Origin of the sequence: Nonomuraea sp. MTCD27 (assembly GCF_041950495.1) — a bacterium.
Taxonomy (GTDB): Bacteria; Actinomycetota; Actinomycetes; order Streptosporangiales; family Streptosporangiaceae; genus Nonomuraea.
In genome coordinates this window covers 1-20,010 of record NZ_JBGNUW010000011.1, presented here as the reverse complement: position 1 = coordinate 20,010, position 20,010 = coordinate 1, and the positions used below count along the sequence as shown (strand labels likewise).

Sequence of the window (20,010 nt, the reverse complement as noted above, 5' to 3'; positions counted from 1 at the left end):
GAAGGGTTCACTGCGCGGGCGCCAGCACCGGACTGTTGTGATAGGCGGCGATCAGCCACTGGCCATCCCGCTTCTCGAAGACCCACGTCGCGTTCACCTTACGCACGTCGTCCGGCACCTCGGTCTCGCCGGGGAACAGGATGGCGGACTCGCTGATGACGATCGCGCCGTCCCTGCCGATGAACCGGATGCTGAGCTGCTTGTTGTAGGTCGAGCTGCCCTTGAGCGGCCCCTCGAAGGCCAGGGCCATGCTCTGACGGATCACGTCACGGCTGTCGCGGAACGAGCCGGTCATGATGGCGGTCGCGTCCGCGGTGTAGTCGGCGACCATGCCGTCGGCGTCGCCGGCCTCCCACGCCTTGTAGGAGTCAACCAGTACGGCCTGGATGGCGGCCTCGTCTGCAGCACGGGTGTTCGACATCGGATTCTCCCTTGTGATCGGTTCGCCCGGGGTACTCCGGCGAGCTCGTGAGTACATACCGGCGGCGGGGTCGGAACTCATCGCGGCGGATGAAATCCGTCTCCACGTCTTCGAGGGCGGCCTGGCGCCCGCCGTTCGGCCGGGCGCGTGGCCTCTTCGGGCCGGTCACGGCGCGGTGGTCTGCCTGGCCGGGCGTCCTGGAGATCATGTACGCACCACTTGGAGCGCTGGCTCGCGATACGTGATTCCGTGCCGTGGCAAGACGCCTCAGACGGAAGTGAGGACCACCCGGTGGCCCCATCCCGTGACGGCGCGGCAGAAGACATCCGAGCCTTCGACGGCGCCATAGAACCGGCCCGCGCCGAAGGCCTGCTCGCCGCCCTGGAGGACGTCCGGACGGACGCGACGCGCGGCGCCTCCCTCACCTTCGAACGGCTCCACCAGCGGGCGGGCACTCTCCTTGACCGCCCGCGCGGCACGGGCCCATCTCGACGTCTGCTTCTTTCACCCCTTCGGCGACTGCAACGCCCGTGCCGCGTTCCTTGCCCTCCTCTTCGTCCTGGCCCGCGAGGGCGTCGCGCTTGACGACGTCAGCCTGCTCCGACGCGTCAGCTTTCAGGCCGGTGCCCCCGAGGACCCGCCCGGCGCGCATCGTCCTGAAGGTTCGAAAGGTTCTCGACAGGCATCCGACGAGCCTCTCGGCGGCGCATGAGACTTCCGCCCATGCAACGGCCGCGCCGTCAGTCAAGATTGCTATGGCCGCCTGCGCCGATCACCCGTGGTGCTCCTCCGCCTTCTTCCGGAGTGCAAGCGCCAGAGCACCACGGCTGATGCTGCCTCCAGCCTTCCGAGGTTGCTCAGGCGGAATCAGTTGGCGGGCTTGCCGAACCAGCGGGAGAGGTGGGCGTCCAGGTCGTGCTGATCGTCGCCGATCCACGCGACGTGGCCGTCTGGGCGTAGCAGGACGCAGGGGACATCAAGGTCCGCAGTGGGATCGGCGAGGTGATCGACCCGGTCCGACCAGCCGCCGACGGTCAGGCGTTCGGTGCGGTCCAGGAGCAGGCCGCGGCCGCGGTGCAGCAGACCGTAGAGGTGGCCCTGCTTCACGTCGATGTCGCGCAGGCGGCGGCCGAGCAGGTCGGGGCCTTCGCCGAAGTCGTAGCGGACGCCGATCGCGGTGATCTTCTCGATCAGGTGGCGGTTCACCTCGTCGAAGTCCATCAGTTCGGTGAGCAGCCTGCGTACGGCCTGCGCGCCGGGTTCGGTGGACAGCAGTTCCGTCTGGGCGCGGGTGTTGTCGAGCACGTCCTCGGCGACCGGATGACGTTCGGCCTGGTAGGTGTCCAGCAGTGTGTCCGGGGCCCAGCCGCGGATCTGTGCGGCCAGTTTCCAGCCGAGGTTGAAGGCGTCCTGAACGCCCAGGTTGAGGCCCTGTCCGCCGATGGGTGGATGGATGTGTGCCGCATCGCCGGCCAGGAGCACCCGCCCGACCCGGTAACGTTCGGCCAGCCGGGTGGCGTCCCCGAAGCGGGACATCCAGCGCGGGGAGTGCACGCCGAAATCGGTTCCGGCGATGGCGCGCAACTGCTGTCGGAAATCCTCGAGGGTGGGCGGTTCCGTGCGGTCGCTGACTCCCGCGGCGGGGACCAGGACGCTGTAGACGCCTTCGCCGAAGGGCCGGAGCCAGAATCGCTGCTGGGTCTCGCGGACTTCGGTCATCTTGGCGATGATCTCTTCCTGCGGCACGCCCACTTCCATCTCGCCCATGAGCGTCTGGGTACGTGAGGGCTCGCCGGGGAAGCCGACGCCGAGCAGTTTGCGCACCGTGCTGCGCGCGCCGTCACAGCCGATGAGGTAGCGCGAACGCAGCTGTTGCCCGTCGGCCAGCTCGACGGTCACGCCCTGGTCGTCCTGCTCGAAACCGGTGACCGCGCAACCGCGCCGGACCTGCGCGCCCAGGGCGAGCGCATGTTCTTCGAGCAGACGCTCGATGACCGGCTGCGGGATGCCCAGCAGATAGGCGTACGCGGAATCCAGGCCCTTGGGCGCGGGTTTGGGGATGGCGGCGAAGAAACCGCCGGCCGGACGCCGTCTTCCGTGCTGGACGATGCGATCCAGCAGTCCGCGCATCGCCATCAGTTCGAGACTGCGCATATGCAGACCGACTATCCGGACGAACGACGTGGGCTCGGTCTCCTTCTCCAGAACGAGTACCCGAACATCGTGCAGCCGCAGTTCGGCGGCCAGCATCGCACCGGTCGGCCCGCACCCGGCAATGATCACATCGAAGGTAAGGGGCAGAACTCCGGGGACCTCGCCCACGGTGGAGTCACGCTCGGCCCTGGCGTTCGACGGCGGCTCGGCGGTGACCTGCTGAGAGTGCATAGGTGTTGCCTTTCGGGAGTGCCTTGTTGGCGAGGCGCTCCCGGCGACACCTACCTCGATCGCCCGACCGTGACGGCAAGGGGGAGCACCCACATCGCTACAGCGTTCATGGGTCTCACCTCCTCGGGCGGTGTCACGATCAACCGCAAGCTACAAGCCCGAGCATCGTCGCGTCCAATCCTTTTCCCGGCCACGTGATCACGGCTCCGAACGGGCCCGCGCGGTTGCCCGGGCGAATCCCGGTGGTCATATCCGCCGGTCCAGCCATATTTGGGTGCGGGCCGATGCCGGCGCGGTGGCGCGGGGCCCGGGTACGGCCGATGATGACCGTCATGAGCGGTCCAGAAGGGGTGCGCCGGGTTCACCAGCAGGCAACCGGCTCGGGGTTCGCGCGCATCTACCAGGCCGCCGGCGACATGATCGTTCATGACGGCGGGGAGCCGTACCGGCTGGCGGTCTGGCCGGCCCCTCCCGCCGCCCCGCCGCCGGAGCAGGCGCGGGCGCGGCCCAGCGGCCTGCTGCAGGCGGCGCACGGGCTGATCGCGTTCACCGGACGCAGGGACCTGCTGGACGACCTGCGGCGCTGGCGGGACGGGCCGGGCCTCGCGGTGCGGCTGATCCACGGCGCTGGCGGGCAGGGCAAGACCCGCCTGGCCCACGAGATGGCGCGGACATGGCGGCAGGACGGGTGGGTGGTGCTGGCGGCACACCACCGGCGCGACCGCTCCGCGCCCGGGCCCTTCGTCGTTCCCGAGCTGGCGCGGGCCGCCGGGGTGCTGCTGGTGGTGGACTACGCCGAGCGGTGGGACACCGCCGACGTGCTGTCGCTGCTGGCCGACACCCGCGTCGGCACGGGGCTGCCGGTACGCGTGCTGCTGCTGGCCCGCCCGTCCGGCACCTGGTGGCAGGGCCTGGCGTACCGGATCCAGCGTGACGTCCACCTGACGCCCGGCCGCACGGAGCTGGGGCCGCTGGAGGACGGGCCCGGCGTCACGCGCGCCGGGCTGTTCGAGGCCGCGCGTGACCGGTTCGCCGAGCTGCTCGGGATACCGGACGCCGGGAACGTGGACCCGCCACCCGCGTGGGACCGCCACGAGGCTTACCGGCTGGTGCTGACCGTGCACATGGCCGCGCTGGCCGCGGTGCTCGCCTACGACCGCGGTGATTCCCCGCCCGCCGACCCCGCGACCGTGTCGGCCTTCCTCCTGGCCCGCGAGCGCGATCACTGGGAGGCGATGTCCGCGCCCTCTCGCGACAACCCCCTCCGTACGACTCCCGACGCGCTGGGGCAGGTCGTCTACACCGCCACGCTGACCGGCCGGCTCGGCCACGCCGACGGGAGGGCGGCGCTGGCCCTGGCCGGGATCGACTCCGGAGAGGCTCCCGGGCAGCTTCTCAAGGATCACGCGGTCTGCTACCCGGGAGCGCGGGACACGGTCCTGGAGCCCTTGTACCCGGACCGGTTGGGCGAGGACTTCGTCGCCTTGATGACCTCCGGCCATTCTCATGAGTTCCCGGCCGACCCATGGGCCGACGGCGCACCGGCCCGGCTGCTCGCGCCGGCTGAGAAGGCGCCGGCGGGGGACCCCGGCCGGGTGTGGGCGCCCCACGCGCTGGCCACTCTGGTGGAGGCCGCGCGCCGATGGCCGCACCTGGCCGGCGGCCAGCTGTACCCGCTGCTGGATGCCTACCCCGAGCTGGCCCTGCAGGCCGGGAGCGCCATCCTGGCGGCCCTGGCCGCGCTGGACGGGATCGATCCCCATCTCCTGGAGGGCATCGCGGCCGTCCTGCCGGATCACCGGCACATCGACCTGGACATCGGCATCGCCGCCGTGACCTCCCGGCTCGTGGGGCATCGGCTGGCGGTCACCACGGAGCCAGCCCTGCGGGCCCGCATCCACGAGGATCTGGCCATCCGCCTGGGCCATGCCGGGCTGCACGCTCGCGCTCTCGCCGAGGGCGAGCGGGCCGTCCAGATCATGCGCGAGCTGGCGGCGCTCGACCGCGCCAGGCATCTGCCCAACCTGGCCGCCTCCCTGAACAACCAGGCCACGAGGCTGATGTCGCTGGGCCGGCGGGACGAAGGGCTCCCGCTGCTCGACGAGGCCATCGCGTTCCGGCGTGAGCTGGCCGCCGCCGACCCGGCCACCCACCTGCCGGACCTGGCGACCGCCCTGGCGAACCACGCCGCCTCGCTGGCCGAAGCGCGGCGGCTGGACGAGGCGCTCCCGCACTCCGAGGAGGCCCTTCTCCTGCGGCGGCGGCTGGTGGCGCTCGACCGCGCCGCCCACCTGCCCAACCTGCCCCCGTCGCTGATCAACCACGCCCTCCAGCTCGCGGACATGGGGCGGCGGGCCGAAGCGGTCCCGCTCTCGGAGGAGGCCGTGACCATCGGCCGGGAGCTGGCCGCACTCAACCCCGCCGCCTACCTGCCCGACCTGGCCACCGCCCTGGAGAGGCACGCCGGACGGCTGGCTGAGGTAGGTCGGCTGGACGAGGCGCTTCCCCTCTCCGAGGAAAGCCTCGCCCTGTGCCGGGAGCTGGCCGAGCTCAACCGGGCGGCCCACCTGCCGGACCTGTCCGTCTCGCTGAACAACCACATCGGGCTGCTGGCACAGGCCGGACGGATGGACGAGGCCATCCGGCTCTCGGTGGAGACGATCGACGTGTGCCGGGAGCTGGTCGATTCCGATCGGAGGGCCTACTTGCCCCTGCTGGCCGCCTCGCTGCACAACTACGCGCTCAAGCTCGTCCCGTCCGGGCGCGAGGCGGAGGCGGTCGGGCTCTTCTCGGAGGCCGTCTCGCTGCGGCGGGAGCTGGCCGGGCGGGACCCGGCCGTTCGCCTTCCTGAGCTGGTGTCCACGCTGGAGAGCCTGGCGGACCTGTCATCCAGGTACGCGCTGCGGCTCGTGGGCGAGGAACGGCGGGCCGAGGCGCTCCCGTACTCGGAAGTGGCGGTGGCCTCGTGGCGGGAGCTGGCCGAGCTCGATCGCCCGCCTCACCTGCCCATGTTGGCCAGCGCGTTGAACAACCACGCCGGGCGGCTGGCCGAGGCGGGGCGGGCGGCGGAGGCGGCCCCGGTCGCCGAGGAGGCGGTGGCCCTGTGGCGGGAGATGGTGGAGCTCGACCGGGCCGAGTATCTGCCGGATCTGGCGCTCTCGCTGTACAACTGCGCGCTTCGGCTGGCGGGGGCCGGGCGGCGTGCCGAGGCTGTCCCGCTCGCGCAGGAGGCCGTCGTCCTGAACGCGCAGCTGGCCGAGCTCGACTCGGTCGCTCATACGCCGTCGTATGCGCAGGCTCTGACCGTCCTAGGGCTCATGCTGGTGGAGGAGGCCAGGTTTCGCGAAGCGGTCGCACCCCTGCTGCACGCCTTGCCGGCCGGTCGCCACCTGCCCGACCACGGCCGGGACATCGTCTACACGATCATGGCGCAGCTGTACCTTGCCTACGCGGGCGACTCCGCGGGGGTCTCCCGCGAGTATCGCGCGATCACCGGCCAGGACGTTCCCGACTGGATGCGTGGGTGATCCGCCCTTTCGAGCAGCCCTGATCGCCAATACCGCGCCAAGCGCCACACACCGGCCAGGACGACGCGTGCGAGTCGCGGTTGCCGTCGTCGTACCCTCGGCACCAGGGCCACCCGCTCAGGGTTGCTGACGTGCGGCCCGGTCACCCCCGGCACGAAGGAGGCCGCCGGGCATCCGGATGAGGTGGATCGCCAGCAGCGTCAGCCAGAGCCAGCCGATGCCGACTGTCAGGCGCTGGAGGAGGCCGCCGACTTCGACCAGGCCGTTCACCTGCAGAGAGGCCGCGACGAACAGGACGAACCCGATGGGGAACAGGATTCCGCTGACCGCCGAGTACCGTGCCCATCGGCGTTCGCCCCAGTCCGCGAAGCGCCGGGCGAACACGAAGTAGGCGACGGCCAGCGCCAGGAACCCGACGAGGGAGATCTTGCCGTGCAGGTCGCCGTGAGGGGTGGGGGGCACGGTGAGTGCCGGGGTTCCCGGCGGGTAGCCGCTGACCGGATCGTCCAGGAAGACGCCCGCCCCGATGAGCCCCACTCCCCACAGGGCGACGAGCAGCGACCCCCAGACCGACCGCCGTCCGTGCTCTCGCAGCGCGCCGGGCAGGGCTGACGCGAAGACGATCACGAGCAGCCCGGCCAGGATGAAATTGGCCTGCTGTATCCAGCCGAGCCTGCTGCCCAGTTCCAGGGAGCTGCCCGCATGACGGATCGGGTCATAGTCGTCGCGGACGGCTCCCTGGATGAGGAGAACGAGCATGAACAGCGGTCCGGCGACCGCACCGCACAGCAAGCCGATCCGCTTGACCATGATGTGCCTCCAGGAATCCGACGATGAGCGATGTCTGTCAGTTTCACTTGACAGGAGGGGCGTGTCAAGACAAACTGACAGACATGGCGTTCGATAACCTGGCGCAGCGCATCGAAGCTCACGACCCGGCCCTGGGCCTGCGAGCGGTGGGAGTGCTGCACCAACTGGCCGAACAGGTGGAGACCGCAGCCGTCGCCCACGCCCGGCGACAGGGATGGTCATGGGAGCAGATCGGTGACGCGCTGGGCATGTCGCGGCAGTCCGCGCATGCCAAGCATGGGAAGTGAGGACACCGTGTTCGAACAGTTCACCGGCAGCCCCTACGTGGTCGTCGTCACCGCCGCCCGGGAGGAGGCGCGGCGACGGGGCGCCAAACGCATGGGGACCGAGCACCTGCTGCTCGGCCTGCTCCACGAGACCGGCTCGGCCTCCGTACGAGCCCTTCAGGTCGATCTCGACGCCGCCTACGCGGCCCTGGAGGCGCTGGACCGTGAAGCCCTGCGCGCCATCGGCATCGACCTCGGACACCTGGTCACCGATCCAGGCGCGCCCTCCCGCAAGTACCCGCCGATGACCTCCACCGCCCAGGCGGTACTGACGAACGCCGTCAAGGCCGCGAAGGCCAGGACCCGCGACATCGACACCAGACATCTGCTGCGCGCGCTGCTGGAACTGGAGCGTCCCGACCCGGCGGCGGAGCTGCTGGCGCGGCTGGGCGTCGATCACGCGGCCGTGTCGCAACGCCTCGCGCGGGACGGCTCCTGACCGCACGCCATCCCAGGCACCGAGGTCGGGGAGCGGGATGCCAGAGCCGGTCGTTGGCCTGCGTGCCGTGGAAGAGCGGCCGACCGGCACGACGCCGGCGCCCGCCACGATCGTGCGGGCGGCGAACATCGGCGGCGACCGGGTCCACAGGCGCCGATGGCGGCGACGTTGTGGACGTGCCGCCGGTCGCGCGGGAAGGCGGGGACCAGGGAGGAGAGCAGGGAGGAGAGCAGGCCGCCGGCCGCGAACGCCGCCGGACAAGCCCCTCCAGGCGGCGTCCGAGGCCGCGTGAGCGTCAGCCCAGATCGAAGATCGACCGCCTCTCCCGGAACGGCAGCACGTAGTTGCATCTCTTACAGATCATCAGCGCTACCGGGTTGGGGAAGTAACCGCTCTTGCTGTCGATGCGCCCGTCCTGCCGCAGGAACTCGGTGCCGTGACAGAGGGGGCAGGCGAGCTGAGGTGTGGTCATTCCCCGGCAATGAGCGGGTGATCATCCGAGTTCCTGCGCCGTTCGGGGTGCTGCTCCGGCGATCGGGCAGTGAGATCGCGGCGGACGCCCGTTCACCGCTTCCGGGAGGCGGGGGCGGGCCGTTCCCTTCAGCGGGGCGACGACGGCCCGAACGGGAGGTCGCCGCGCAGCGTGATGCGGTGCATGACCCGGTGGGCGGTGCCGTAGTCGCGGTTGGCGTAGTGGGATGTGCTGCGGTTGTCCCACATGGCGACGTCCCCCGGGCTCCAGCGGTGGCGGATGACGTGCTCGGGCTTGGTCAGGTGCGCGTAGAGCAGGTCGAGGAGGTGGCGGCTCTCGGCCTCGGACACGCCGACGATGCGCGAGGTGAAGCCGGGGTTGACGAACAGGCCCTTGCGCCCGGTCTCGGGGTGGACGCGGACGACGGGGTGCTCCACGGGGTCCAGCCGGGTGACGACCTCGCCGTCCCAGACGCTGCCCTTGCCGCCGCGCCGCTGGGCCAGGTAGTAGCCGAACTCGCGGTTGCCGTCGTGCACCGCGGTGAGCTGGTCGGCCAGCTCCCTGACGGGTGCGGCCAGGGAGTCGTAGGCGAGCTGGCTGTCGGCCCAGCTCGTGTCCCCGCCGGTCGGAGGCAGGACCACGGCGCGCAGGATCGAGCCGAGCGGCGGGCGGGGCATGAAGGTGACGTCGGTGTGCCAGACGTCGGCGAAGCCGTTGTCGGCGCTGTCGAGCGCGTAGATCTCCGGGTGCGCCTCGTCCACGCCGCCGACGACGGGGTGGGAGGCGGTCAGCTCGCCGAGGCGACGACCCAGGGCGACCTGACCGTCGTCGTCGAGGCTCTGCCCGGAGAAGAAGAGCACCTTCCGCTCGACGAGCGCGGCCCGTACCGCGGCCAGCTCCGCGTCGTCGGCGGTCGCCAGGTCGAGCCCTTCCACCTGGGCGCCGAAGTGCGGTCCGAGCGGCTGCAGGGTGAGCTGGGCGGCAAGTGACGTGGACATGTGAGCTCCTGTTCGGGTGGGTTTCAACCGGCGGCGTCGCGGACGGCGTGGCTGACGGTGGCACGCAGCGCCGCGTATTCGGGGAGGGCTCGGAGCTCGTCGGGCTCCAGGCCGGTGCGGGGCAGGGGGATGTCGAGGTCGAGGGCGATCTGGCCGGGTCTGCTGGTGAGCACGATGACGCGGCTGCCGAGGAAGATCGCCTCCTCGACGCTGTGGGTGACGAACACGGAGGTACGGCCCGTCCGCTCGCTGACCCGGCGCAGGTCCTCCTGCAGCCGCTCGCGGGTGAGCGCGTCCAGGGCCGCGAACGGTTCGTCGAGCAGCAGCAGCGGATCGGCGCCCGCCAGCGCCCTGGCGATGGCCACGCGCTGTTGCTGACCGCCGGACAACTGCCAGGTACGGCGGTGGGCCACGTCGTGCAGGCCGACCCGTTCCAGGAGCTCCGGCACCCGGCGGGCCCGCTCCTCGCGAGGGACGCCGGCGTAGCGCAGCGCGAGCCCGACGTTGCCCCCCACGCTCTTCCAGGGGAACAGCCGGGGCTGCTGGAACACGATCCCGGCGCCGGTGCCGGGCACCGGTGCGGCTCCGGCGGTGCGGACGACGCCGGCGGTGGGCCGCTCGAACCCGGCGATCAGGCGCAGCAACGTGCTCTTGCCGCAGCCGGACGCACCGACGATCACGACGAACGAACCCCGGGGGACGTCGAGCGAGATCGGGCCCAGCGCGGTCACGGCGTCCGCACCGGTCCCGTAGACGTGCACGACCTCGTTCACGTGGACGGCGGCCTCCGTACCGATCTCAAGGGATGAGGACATCGGGCAGGCCCTTGGTGTAGATGGCGTTCCGCACGGTCGCCAGGTCGGGAACGTCGTCGATCTTCTGCAGGCCTTTGAGGAACCGCGCGGCGCTGACGAGGTTCTCCGCCAGCGCGCCGGGCCGCTCGGGTGTGCCGAGCCATTCGGGGGAGGCCAGGTCGGCGGGCTTGAGGAAGACTCCCTGGCCGAGCTGGTCCTCGGCGTCCTCCTTGGTCAGGTTCAGCTCGGCGGCCACGGCCGCGGCGGCCTCGCCGCGGTTGTCGGCGATCAGCTGCAGGGCCCTCGACTCGGCCTTGCGCCAGGCGTCCACCGCCTCCGGGTGCGCCTTCAGGAACGCGGTGGACACGACCCCGAGGTCCAGCGTGGGCTTGCCGGCCGTCGCCAGCTCACGACTGGCGATCAGGACCTTGCCGTCCTTCTTCAGCTCCTTCAGGGTGGGCAGCCAGGTGTAGGCGGCGTCGATGTCGCCACGCGTCCAGGAGGCGAGGATGTCCTGCGGTTCGAGGTCGACGATGGTCAGCTCCGACTCGCGTATCCCCGCCTGGTCCAGCGCGGCCAGCAGGCTGTAGTGGGCGGTCGAGGCGAACGACGTGGCCACCTTCTTGCCGCGCAATCCCTCGATCCCCGACACGCCGCTGTCGTTCCTGACGACCAGGGCCTCGTTGTCGCCGGCCACGTCGAGCACGAACGCCACCTGGTACGGGATGTTCAGCGGGGCGGACAGCCCGCGGGCGACGGGGCTGGATCCGATGGCGGCGATGTCCACGCTGCCGGCCACGAAGGCGGTGTTGATGCTGGCGCCCGAGTCGAACTTGGTCCATTGGATCTGGTAGCCGGGCAGCGCCTCCTCCAGCCACCTCTTGTTCTTCACGATGAGGTCACCACTGGGGAACGCCTGATAAGCGAGGCGGATACGCGTACCCGCCGCTCCGTCGCCGCCTCCTCGGGAGGCGGTGCCGTCACCGCAGGCGGTCAGGATCGCGATCAGCACGAAGGACAGCAGGAATCTGAGACGCATGGCGGCTTCCTCGCGGGGACGTGGGACGGTGGGGCGGTGGCGGGTCAAGAGCGGCCTCGCCACGGGATGAGCCGTTTCTCCGCGACCCGCAGGAGACCGTCGATGAGCAGGCCGGACAGACCGATGGCCAGCAGCCCCAGCACCACGACGTCGGTCTGGAGGTAACGCTGGGCATCCCGCACCATGCCGCCGATGCCGGGCACGCCGTTGACCGTCTCCGCGGCGACCACGGAGGAGTACGCGATGCCGACGGCCAGGCGCACGCCGGTGAAGATCTCCGGCAACGCGTTGGGCAGGACCACGTCCCGGATGACGTCCCACCGCGAGGCGCCCAGCGCCCTGGCCGCCTCGACCAGCTCGGCCGGCGCACCGTGCACGGCGGCGGCGGTGGCCACCGCGACCGGCGGCAGTGCCGCGATCGCCAGCAGCCACAGCTTGGGCGTCTCGTCGATGCCGAACCAGATGATGAGCAGGCTGAAGTACGCCAGCGGCGGCAGCGCCCGCACGAACGTGACCACCGGCTCCGCCACGACGCGGATCCACGGCACGGTGCCGAGCACGACGCCCACCACGAGCCCGCCGGCCACGCCGATCGCGGACCCGATGAGGATGCGCCGCAGGCTGATCCCCAGATGCTCGACGAGCAGGCTGCCGCTGTAGCCGCGGATGCCGTCATGCGTCGTGGACAACCGCAGGAGCTGCTCCCACACGGCGCCGGGGGAGGGGACGAAGGAGGGATTGGCCGCCGCGGTCGCGGCGAGCTGCCACAGGCCGAGGAGCGCGGCCCCGGCGAGCACGCGCACCGTGACCCTGCGGGTCGCAGGTCGCCATCGCCGGGTGGCGGACGCCGCTCCGCCGTGGGCTACGGAGGTCGAGGCGGCGGCCGTCGAGGTGGGCGAGGTCACCGTCTCGGACGGGCTCATGACCACGAACCTACGGCGGCACCCCGCTAAAGTCAACATTTCCTACTAGGTTTTAGGGTTATGGCGAGGGTCGTGTCGTACGCGTTCATGAAAGGCGAGCCCGAGCGCCGACGCTCACCGGCTGCCCGGAGCCCGGCGGTCGACTCGGCAAGATCCTGCCGGCCGTTCAGCCCGCGTCGCGTTCGGCCGCCTGGAGCCGCGACCACTTCGCCATCGACTGCCTGATCTCCTCGCGCATGAACGCGAAGAACCGGCTGGTCTCGTCCAGCCGTCGCCCGGCGGGGGAGTCAGGGCCCAGGAGCGCGGTGCCCTCGTCGGCGCCGGTCTGCACCCGGACCAGCACCGGGTCGGACTGGCTGATGAAGTGGCTCCAGGTGTGCTCGTGGATCCGGCAGAAGTCGTGCCGCGTGCCGGGTTCGCGGCCACGCTCGACCAGCCGCACCTGCACCAGGTATTTGACCGCCCCCGAGATCGCCGGCGCGCCGACCCCCAATTGACCGGCGAGCTCCGCGGCCGACAGCTTGCCGGAGTCGGTGACCAGCAGCGCGGCGTACACGCGCGCGGCCATCCGGGGCATGCCGGATTCGACCATGATCTGCGCGAACCGTTCCCGGAAACCGGCGATGGCGCCCTCGTCCGCTCGCGTCACCGCGGATCCCCTCCCCGTCGTCGGCCTCACAGTTTAGATCATTCAGATATTTCACGAAATTCGTGAAATAAGAGTAGCGTCGCTGATGTGAAGGAGACCGAACTCGTCGGAGTGCAGAAGACCCTCAGCCCCGTCCTGAAAGCCAAGGCTCTGGACAACCGGCTGCCGGACCCGATCCTCGGCGACGAATACGCCGAGCAGGTGATGCGCCGCCTCGACCCCGGCTACGACCAGCGCAGATTCGGCACCAGCCAGCTGGGCCTCGCGGCCGTGGTCCGCGCCAAGGCCCACGACGACTGGGCCCGGAGCTTCCTGGCCGATCACCTCGACGCGGTGGTCCTGCACCTGGGCTGCGGCCTCGACGCCCGGGCGTACCGGATCGACCCGCCCGCCACCGTCGACTGGTACGACCTGGACTACCCCGCCGTCATCGAGCTGCGGCAACGATTCCTGCCGCCGCGCGAGCACTACACCCTGATCGGCTCCAGCGTCACCGACCTGACCTGGCTGGACCGCATCCCCCACGACCGGCCGGTGCTGATGATCGCCGAGGGACTGGTGCCCTACCTGACCGAGCCGGACGCCCGGCGGCTGCTGACCGGCGTCGTCGACGCCTTCCCCGCCGGCCAGATCCAGATCGACACGGTGGCGGTCTGGGCGTGGCGCACCTCGAAATGGGACCCCATGCTGCGCAAATACGACGCCCAGTTCCACTGCGGCTTCAACACCCCGGCCGCGCTGGCCGACTGGCACCCCCGGCTCGAGTACGTCGACGAGGCGCCGATGAACGACTCCCCGATCCTGATGGCCAAGGCTCCCGCGAACATCCGCCGCATGTACCGCCTCTTGAACCTGCTGCCGGGTATGAAACGGTCCACTCGCATCGTGCGCTTCCGGTTCTGAGTCCGGACCGGAGGCGGCCGAGGGGCATGCCGCACGGGCAGGGGTCGGTGGCGATGCCGGTGCCGGGGCTTGACCTTGCCCCTGGGTCAAGGTCCGACGATCGTTCGCATGACCAACAACGCACTGCACACCGTCGAAGCCCAGATCCGCGAGCAGGTGGTCGCCTTCTGCGCGTCCGACAACGTCCCCGGGTTCGTCGCCGGGGTCCACCACGCCGGCGAGCAGACCGTTGTCGCCCACGGCACCGCGAACGTCTCCACCGGCGCGCCGATGCTCACCGACACCGGGTTCCTCTTCGGCTCGGTCACCAAGGTCCTGACCACCACGCTGGTCCTGCAGCAGGTCGATCGTGGCCTGCTGGACCTCGACACGCCGGTCGTGACGTACCTTCCCGAATTCGCCCTGAACGTGCCGGGCGCGGCGGACAAGATCCTCGTCCGGCATCTGATCTCCCACACCAACGGCATCGACGCGGACCTGTTCTTCCCCGACGCCAAGGGCCGCGACGCCCTCCAGGCCTACGTCACCGGCCTCGCGAGCGACTGCGGCATTCTGTTCGAGCCCGGCGAGCAGCTCAGCTACTCCAACGGCGGCATGATCGTCGCCGGCCGCCTGCTGGAAGTGGTGACCGGCACGCCCTTCCCCGACCTGCTCGAGCGCGACATCTACGCACCCGTCGGCATGAGGGACTCCAGCACCTCGGCCGAGCGGGCCATCCTGCGCAGCACGGCGATCGGCCACTTCCCGGACCCCGAGACCATGGCGGCCAGGCCCACAGGCATGTTCACGCTGCCCGACACCTGGGGGCCGGCCGGCGGCACGCCGATCGGTACGGTCGCCGACCTGCTCGCGTTCGGACGCACCCACCTCGCGGGCGGGATGTCCCCCACCGGCACACGCGTCCTGTCGGCCGGGTCGGCCGCGGTGATGCAGCAGGTCTCGTACGACATGGCGACGCCGAACGTCCCCCCGATGGGCCTGGGCTGGGTGCGGTACCCGTTCGGCGACACGACGGTCCTGGCCATGTCGGGCGCGTCGCCCGGCGGCGTGTCCATCCTGTGCGTCATCCCTGAACACGACCTGGTCTTCACCGCCTACGGCAACACCCCCGCGGCGATCATGCTGCAGGACCAGCTGCTCCAGTGGCTCCTGAGCGAGCACCTCGGTGTCCCGATCCCCACGCTGGTCACCGAGATGGAGCAGGACGTCGACCTCACCCCCTACGCGGGCACCTACCGCTCCGACCAGCTCCGCATCGACGTCAGCATCGTCGACGGCCAGCTCGAGGAGCGGACCACCTACGAACCGGCGGACGCCTCGCAGGAGCGGATCTTCACGGAGTTCGCCGGCGGCACGACCTCCGCGCCCCCGCAGCGCTACGTGCCGATCCGGCCCGGCCTCTTCGCGCCCGCCGGATACCCGCTGGAGGCGTTCGACGGATACCTGCGCCTGCTGCTCGTCTCCTACCACGACGTCCGCGACGGCCAGGCGCGCTTCCGCAACGGCGGCGGCCGCCTGACCCGACGGGCCTGACCGTTCCGACCCACCGGATGGAAGGATGTCCGGCATGCTCACGATTGGCCAGCTCGCGGACTACGCCGGAGTGACCATCAAGGCCATCCGCCACTACCACCAGCGCGGCCTGCTCACCGAGCCCGACCGTGACTCCTCCGGCTACCGGCGCTACTCCGCCCAGGACGCCATCGACCTCGTCAAGATCAGGACCCTGGCGCATGCGGGCGTGCCCCTGGTTCGCATCAAAGACCTTCTTGAGGCCGACCCGGCCACGCTCACGGCGGCCATCGCCGAGATCGACCACGATCTCCAGGACCGCATCGCGCAGCTGCGGCAAACCCGCGAGCACCTCGCCCAGCTGCGCGGCGGTGACCGGCTCTTCGTCTCCCCCGAAGTCGCCGACTTCCTCGACGACTTGCGCCGGCTCGGCGTGAGCGAACGTCAGCGGAACCTGGAACGCGACGGCTGGATCCTGATGCAGACCGCCTCACCGGAGGACGCCGCCGTGTGGATCGCCGAGAAACGCGAGCTCATGAGCGACCCCGAGTTCCTCGCCCTCTACCTCGACCATGACGCCGCCTACGGCTGGCGGCCGGACGATCCCCGCCTTCCGGCCCTGGCGGACCGTACCCGGAACTGGTTCACCCAGCACCACAGCCGATCCGAGACCCGCCCCGTCCACAACGCGGCCATCGCCCGGTTGGCCATGCGATCCCAGCCCGGAGCCTCGTCCCCGGCCTGGGACCGGCTCGCCCAGATCATGGAAGGCTAGTGCGGCAGCGCCGCCCATGGCCCCGGCGAGCCCCCGTGAGAGCGCGAGGCCGACGCCGGGGCCGCGGTCGATCACGCGGATCTCGGCCCCATCGTCGTGCCGGCCGCCCGTGATCAGCACCTCGTGATCCTGACGGCGTTGAGAGACTTGGCGCCGGCCACCTGCGGGACGCCCTGGGGGAGAGGCGCCCGCTCCGGTCGGGTGGTGGCGGCGCCGCACCGCGCGGCCGGGCCATTCGACGGCTGATCGGGTTGGGACGACAGGATGTCATGACGCACTGGAACTCAGGCCATAGCCTGGTCGTTCAGACGGGCAAGTGACTCGATCCCTGCGAGGCGGGAGATCAACTGTGATCTTCATGCGGCTGTCCGATGCCGGCGGGGCGAGCGCGCCCTCTGTCTTCACATTCCTGGCCACCCCGCGAACGCAGCCCGGTGGTGTGCTGTCCGGCGAAGTACGGCTGAAGGGCGGTGACGTTGACGTCGCGATCGACCGGATCGGCCTCGGCCTCGGCCTGATCGCCTCGCCATGGCCGGCGCGGGAAGGCGGCGGCCACCACCCGACCGAGGAGTTCTCGCAGGTTCAGGTCTCGGGCCCGGTCGTCCTGCGGCCGGGCGAGGAAAGGGCGATCGCCTTCCGGGCCGCGGTCCCATGGGGGACACCCATCAGCGAGATCGGCGGCCGGCACCTGCCGGGCATGGCACTGGGCGTGCGTACCGAGGTCGCGATCGCCACGAACGTGGGCAGGAGCGATCTCGACCGGGTCGCCGTCTGGCCGGCGCCCTCGGAGTCACGGGTGCTGCAGGCGTTCGCGCGACTGGGCTGTCCCTTCAAATCCGCTGTCCTGCAGGCGAGCCGAGAAGCGGACGCGCATCACGGACTGCCGTTCCTCCAGAAGATCAAGTTCTATCCTCCGGACCATCACGCCGGAGCGGTGCACGAGGTCGACGTGACGTTCGTGCCGAGTTCGTCCGAGCTGGTCGTGGTGCTGGAGGCGGATCAGCTCGCAAGCCGCCGCACCCATGCCGAACGCTTCCAGATGAGTCATGAGGAAGCGCTGCATACCGACTGGCCCAGTGAGATCGACCGCTGGCTGGTGACTCGCCCAGGGCGGGGCGCCAGGTAGCCGGTCGGTGCGTCCGTTCGAGCCGCGCCGCGTCACCGGTGCGGCGTCTGCCGGCGGACGTCGAGCCGTCCGTGCCGCATCCGGCCGGTCAAGCGGATGCGCAGCGCCTCCGGTGTGCCGTCGTCGGTGTCCCCGCGGATCGCCAGCGTGCTGTGCCGCACCGACAGCGCGTTGGCGTCCACCACCATGCCCGGCGCGAGCACCAGCTCCACGTTGCCGCCGCTCACCCGTAGCTCGATGACCAGGTCGGGCGCGCTGCGCACGGCGCTGGTCAGGTCCAGCAGCACGTCGCACCACGCGGTGCGCAGCGCCAGCCGGTGCGGCAGCGTCCACCGGCCGTCACGGCGCACCGAGCCGTGCCGCTCCTTGATGGTGAGCAGTTCGGCGGCCGGCTCGGCCGGCCGCCCAGCGAGCGGCAGCATGAGTGCGCCGGCGCTGCCCGGCACCGCGACCAGGTCGGTGACGAGCGGGGCCAGCGCGTCGAGGGTGCGGGCGGTCAGCGCCGCGTCCAGCCGCTCGTCGAACTCGACCGGGTCGAGCCGGCCGTCGGCCACGGCGGTGCGCAGGAGCTCGGTGACCCGGTCGCGGTCCGCGTCGGACGCGCGCAGCGCCGGCGAGGAGGACTTCTCCAGACCCTGTACGTGGATTTCCTGTGTCATCGGGTTCTCCCTTCCGTCGGCCCGTGGCGGTGTCAGTCGCCGAACACCGTGGGCTCTGCGGTGATCTTGCTTCGGCCTGCGCACCGGACCGGCCGTGCCCGATCTCGAACGGGGTGCCGGGCTGTCGTCAGCCGAGGCAGGAGCGGACGGCCTTGGCCAGGTTCGCCGCGCGCGGGTCGTCGGGCCGGTAGTTCCAGAGGTTCGTCACGTAGGCGAAGCCGACGCCGGCGTCGGGGTCGGCGAAGCCGATCGACCCGCCGGAGCCCGGGTGCCCGAACGACGCAGGCCCGGTCATCGGCATCGGCGGGCAGGCCCGCCAGAACCCCAGCGACATCCAGAAGGAGCGGTCGGCCGGGACGTTCAGGCCGGGCGGTAGCCCGTGCATCGGGGTCGTGTCGGTCTGCACGTCCGTCATCCGTTCGACGGTTGACGGGTCGAGCAGCCGTACCCCATCGACGTCGCTGACTGTGGCGGCGTACATCCGCGCCACCGATCGGGCGTCCGCGAGCATGTTCGCGGCCGGGAACTCGGCCGCGCGCCAGGCACGCGTGGTGTGATATCCGGGGGTGGTCAGGGCGCCGCCGAGCTCGCCGGCGCGAGCCTGGACCGAGCCCGGAGCCCACACGGCGTTCACCCAGGCGGTGACCGTTTCGGCGTCGAGGCCGGTGCTCGCGATCAGCCCGGCCAGCAACTCCTCGTAGCTGAACGGGGCGGCCTCGTGGAGCCGGGCCACCCGCTTCTCCTGCCTCTCGGGCAGCCCGATCCAGGCGCTCAGCCCGAGCGGGGCGGCCACCTCCTCGGCGAAGAAGGTACCGAGCGACTTGCCGGTGATCCGGCGTACGACCTCCCCGACCAGGAACCCGTACGTGACGCTGTGGTAGACGTGCTCGGTGCCCGGCTGCCACAGCGGCTGCTGCGCCTCGAGCGCGCGGATGACCGGGTGCCACGCGCACGCCTGCTCGAACGTCAGCGGCCCGTCCACGATGGGCAGGCCGGCCTGGTGCGACAGTAACCAGCGCACCGGGATCTGCTCCTTGCCGGCGGCGGCGAACTCCGGCCAGTACCGGGCCACCGGGGCATCCAGGTCCAGCAGGCCGCGCTGGACCAGCAGATGCGCGCAGATCGCGGTGGCACCCTTCGTCGTGGAGGCGACCTGGACGATCGTGTTCTCGCGCCACGGCCGGTTCGCCTCGCGGTCGGCGCGGCCGCCCCACAGGTTGACGACGGGGCGGCCGCCCACGTAGACGCTGCACGCCGCGCCGACCTCGCCGGGGTTGGTGAAGTTCGCGCGGAACGCGTCGGCGACCTTCCCCCAGCCGTGCTCGACACCGCGCTCGCCATCGTTCACGGAGGCATTGGCGGGGCCTGCGAGGGCGGCGTGCGTGCCGGCGAGCGCGCCGGCGCCCAGCACGCCCTTCAGCACGGTCCGGCGCCCGATGTGTCCCTGCTCGGGTGTTCCGCTTGTCATGCTGTTATTCCTCTCAAACGATCTGACATGTAGGGATCACCGGGTGACGGTGCAAGCCCGGATCGAGCGGACGGTTGGATCGACGCGGCACGCGAATGGCGTGCGAGGAACGTCCGGCTTCGCGGCTCCGGTGACCGAGCCGCCCACGTCCGGTTCGTCGTTACGCGCCCCAGGTGACCGGGGGCTCTTGCCGCCGTAGACGTCGGCGGTCTCCGGTCGCCCTTTCAGGAGATCTTGCGGCGGTAGGTGGTCATGGCGAAGGCGTAGGCGACGGCGAGGATGCCGACGCACCAGGCCAGGGCGATCCAGATGTCGTTGCCGACCGGCTGCTCGGCGAACAGGGCGCGGACGGCGTTGACGATGGAGGTCACCGGCTGGTTCTCGGCGAAGACGCGCAGCGGGCCGGGCATGGTGTCGGTGGGCACGAAGGCCGAGCTGAGGAAGGGCAGGAAGATGAGCGGGTAGGAGAACGCGCTCGCCCCCTCCATGGTCTTGGCCGACAGGCCGGGGATGACGGCGATCCAGGTCAGCGCCAGGGTGAACAGCACCAGGATGCCCGCCACCGACAGCCACGCCAGCACGCCCGCCGACGAGCGGAAGCCCATCAGCAGGGCCACCAGCATCACCACCACCAGCGAGACCAGATTGGCCACCAGCGAGGTCAGCACGTGCGCCCACAGCACCGCCGACCGCGCGGTCGGCATCGACTGGAAGCGCTCGAAGATGCCGCCCTTCATGTCCATGAACAGCCGGTAGGCGGTGTAGGCGATGCCCGAGGCGACCG

20 protein-coding genes are annotated in these 20,010 nt (G+C 70.9%); 8 read left to right on the top strand and 12 right to left on the bottom strand.

From position 1 onward, the window contains the following. Positions 1-7: 7 nt before the first annotated feature. Entirely contained in the window at positions 8-421 is a 414-nt protein-coding gene (locus tag ACBJ59_RS29840) for an SgcJ/EcaC family oxidoreductase (RefSeq protein WP_375113530.1), read from the bottom strand. A gap of 460 nt (positions 422-881) precedes the next feature. Here ACBJ59_RS29840 and ACBJ59_RS29835 point away from each other — a divergent pair, with 460 nt between their 5' ends. Next, complete coding sequence (locus ACBJ59_RS29835) at positions 882-1,133, top strand: hypothetical protein (protein WP_375113529.1); 252 nt, start codon at positions 882-884, stop codon at positions 1,131-1,133. Positions 1,134-1,288: 155 nt separating this feature from the next. Here the strand turns inward: ACBJ59_RS29835 and rox are convergent, their stop codons facing one another. Next, a complete protein-coding gene (gene rox, locus ACBJ59_RS29830) occupies positions 1,289-2,806 on the bottom strand; it encodes a rifampin monooxygenase (protein ID WP_375113861.1) in 1,518 nt (505 codons plus the stop codon). A 332-nt stretch (positions 2,807-3,138) separates the two neighbouring features. Here rox and ACBJ59_RS29825 point away from each other — a divergent pair, with 332 nt between their 5' ends. Then, complete coding sequence (locus ACBJ59_RS29825) at positions 3,139-6,333, top strand: tetratricopeptide repeat protein (protein ID WP_375113528.1); 3,195 nt, start codon at positions 3,139-3,141, stop codon at positions 6,331-6,333. Between the two features lie 117 nt (positions 6,334-6,450). Here ACBJ59_RS29825 and ACBJ59_RS29820 read toward each other — a convergent pair whose 3' ends face one another. Continuing rightward, a complete protein-coding gene (locus tag ACBJ59_RS29820) occupies positions 6,451-7,143 on the bottom strand; it encodes a DUF998 domain-containing protein (protein ID WP_375113527.1) in 693 nt (230 codons plus the stop codon). Positions 7,144-7,226: 83 nt separating this feature from the next. On the opposite strand from ACBJ59_RS29820, the gene ACBJ59_RS29815 reads away from it, so the two are divergent. Next, entirely contained in the window at positions 7,227-7,430 is a 204-nt protein-coding gene (locus tag ACBJ59_RS29815) for a hypothetical protein (RefSeq protein WP_375113526.1), read from the top strand. Continuing rightward, positions 7,420-7,908, top strand: a complete 489-nt coding sequence (locus ACBJ59_RS29810; protein ID WP_375113525.1) for a Clp protease N-terminal domain-containing protein — start codon at positions 7,420-7,422, stop codon at positions 7,906-7,908. Before ACBJ59_RS29815 ends, ACBJ59_RS29810 begins: the two co-directional genes overlap by 11 nt. Positions 7,909-8,203: 295 nt before the next feature. Here the strand turns inward: ACBJ59_RS29810 and ACBJ59_RS29805 are convergent, their stop codons facing one another. The 6 genes from ACBJ59_RS29805 to ACBJ59_RS29780 all read right to left on the bottom strand — a co-directional run bounded on the left by ACBJ59_RS29805 (position 8,204) and on the right by ACBJ59_RS29780 (position 12,783). Beyond that, a complete protein-coding gene (locus tag ACBJ59_RS29805) occupies positions 8,204-8,380 on the bottom strand; it encodes a hypothetical protein (protein WP_375113524.1) in 177 nt (58 codons plus the stop codon). Between the two features lie 128 nt (positions 8,381-8,508). Continuing rightward, positions 8,509-9,378, bottom strand: coding sequence for a TauD/TfdA dioxygenase family protein (locus ACBJ59_RS29800; protein WP_375113523.1), 870 nt, complete (start codon positions 9,376-9,378; stop codon positions 8,509-8,511). A gap of 23 nt (positions 9,379-9,401) precedes the next feature. Next, positions 9,402-10,193, bottom strand: a complete 792-nt coding sequence (locus ACBJ59_RS29795; protein ID WP_375113522.1) for an ABC transporter ATP-binding protein — start codon at positions 10,191-10,193, stop codon at positions 9,402-9,404. Continuing rightward, positions 10,177-11,211 (bottom strand): glycine betaine ABC transporter substrate-binding protein, encoded by a 1,035-nt coding sequence (locus ACBJ59_RS29790; protein ID WP_375113521.1) that lies wholly within the window; start codon positions 11,209-11,211, stop codon positions 10,177-10,179. The genes ACBJ59_RS29795 and ACBJ59_RS29790 overlap by 17 nt, the downstream gene beginning before the upstream one ends. Before the next feature lie 44 nt (positions 11,212-11,255). Beyond that, the gene (locus ACBJ59_RS29785; protein ID WP_375113520.1) at positions 11,256-12,134 is read right to left on the bottom strand and encodes an ABC transporter permease; all 879 of its coding nucleotides are present in this window, start codon (positions 12,132-12,134) and stop codon (positions 11,256-11,258) included. Positions 12,135-12,300: 166 nt separating this feature from the next. Beyond that, positions 12,301-12,783 carry a GbsR/MarR family transcriptional regulator gene (locus tag ACBJ59_RS29780; RefSeq protein ID WP_375113519.1) on the bottom strand — a complete coding sequence of 161 codons (483 nt, stop codon included), beginning with the start codon at positions 12,781-12,783 and terminating at the stop codon, positions 12,301-12,303. 87 nt (positions 12,784-12,870) lie between these two features. Between ACBJ59_RS29780 and ACBJ59_RS29775 the strand changes: the two genes are divergently transcribed. The 4 genes from ACBJ59_RS29775 (at position 12,871) to ACBJ59_RS29760 (ending at position 17,099) form a co-directional block, all read left to right on the top strand. Continuing rightward, positions 12,871-13,686, top strand: a complete 816-nt coding sequence (locus ACBJ59_RS29775) for a class I SAM-dependent methyltransferase (protein WP_375113518.1) — start codon at positions 12,871-12,873, stop codon at positions 13,684-13,686. Positions 13,687-13,794: 108 nt separating this feature from the next. Further along, complete coding sequence (locus ACBJ59_RS29770) at positions 13,795-15,219, top strand: serine hydrolase domain-containing protein (RefSeq protein WP_375113517.1); 1,425 nt, start codon at positions 13,795-13,797, stop codon at positions 15,217-15,219. Positions 15,220-15,253: 34 nt separating this feature from the next. Beyond that, positions 15,254-15,973 carry a MerR family transcriptional regulator gene (locus tag ACBJ59_RS29765; protein ID WP_375113516.1) on the top strand — a complete coding sequence of 240 codons (720 nt, stop codon included), beginning with the start codon at positions 15,254-15,256 and terminating at the stop codon, positions 15,971-15,973. A gap of 358 nt (positions 15,974-16,331) precedes the next feature. Then, complete coding sequence (locus ACBJ59_RS29760; protein ID WP_375113860.1) at positions 16,332-17,099, top strand: sporulation protein; 768 nt, start codon at positions 16,332-16,334, stop codon at positions 17,097-17,099. 32 nt (positions 17,100-17,131) lie between these two features. Here ACBJ59_RS29760 and ACBJ59_RS29755 read toward each other — a convergent pair whose 3' ends face one another. The 3 genes from ACBJ59_RS29755 to ACBJ59_RS29745 all read right to left on the bottom strand — a co-directional run. After that, positions 17,132-17,758 (bottom strand): DUF1707 domain-containing protein, encoded by a 627-nt coding sequence (locus tag ACBJ59_RS29755; RefSeq protein WP_375113515.1) that lies wholly within the window; start codon positions 17,756-17,758, stop codon positions 17,132-17,134. Positions 17,759-17,885: 127 nt separating this feature from the next. Further along, a complete protein-coding gene (locus ACBJ59_RS29750; protein WP_375113514.1) occupies positions 17,886-19,226 on the bottom strand; it encodes a serine hydrolase domain-containing protein in 1,341 nt (446 codons plus the stop codon). A 224-nt stretch (positions 19,227-19,450) separates the two neighbouring features. Further along, the coding region (locus ACBJ59_RS29745; RefSeq protein ID WP_375113513.1) for an ABC transporter permease at positions 19,451-20,010 on the bottom strand (560 nt) is incomplete at its 5' end.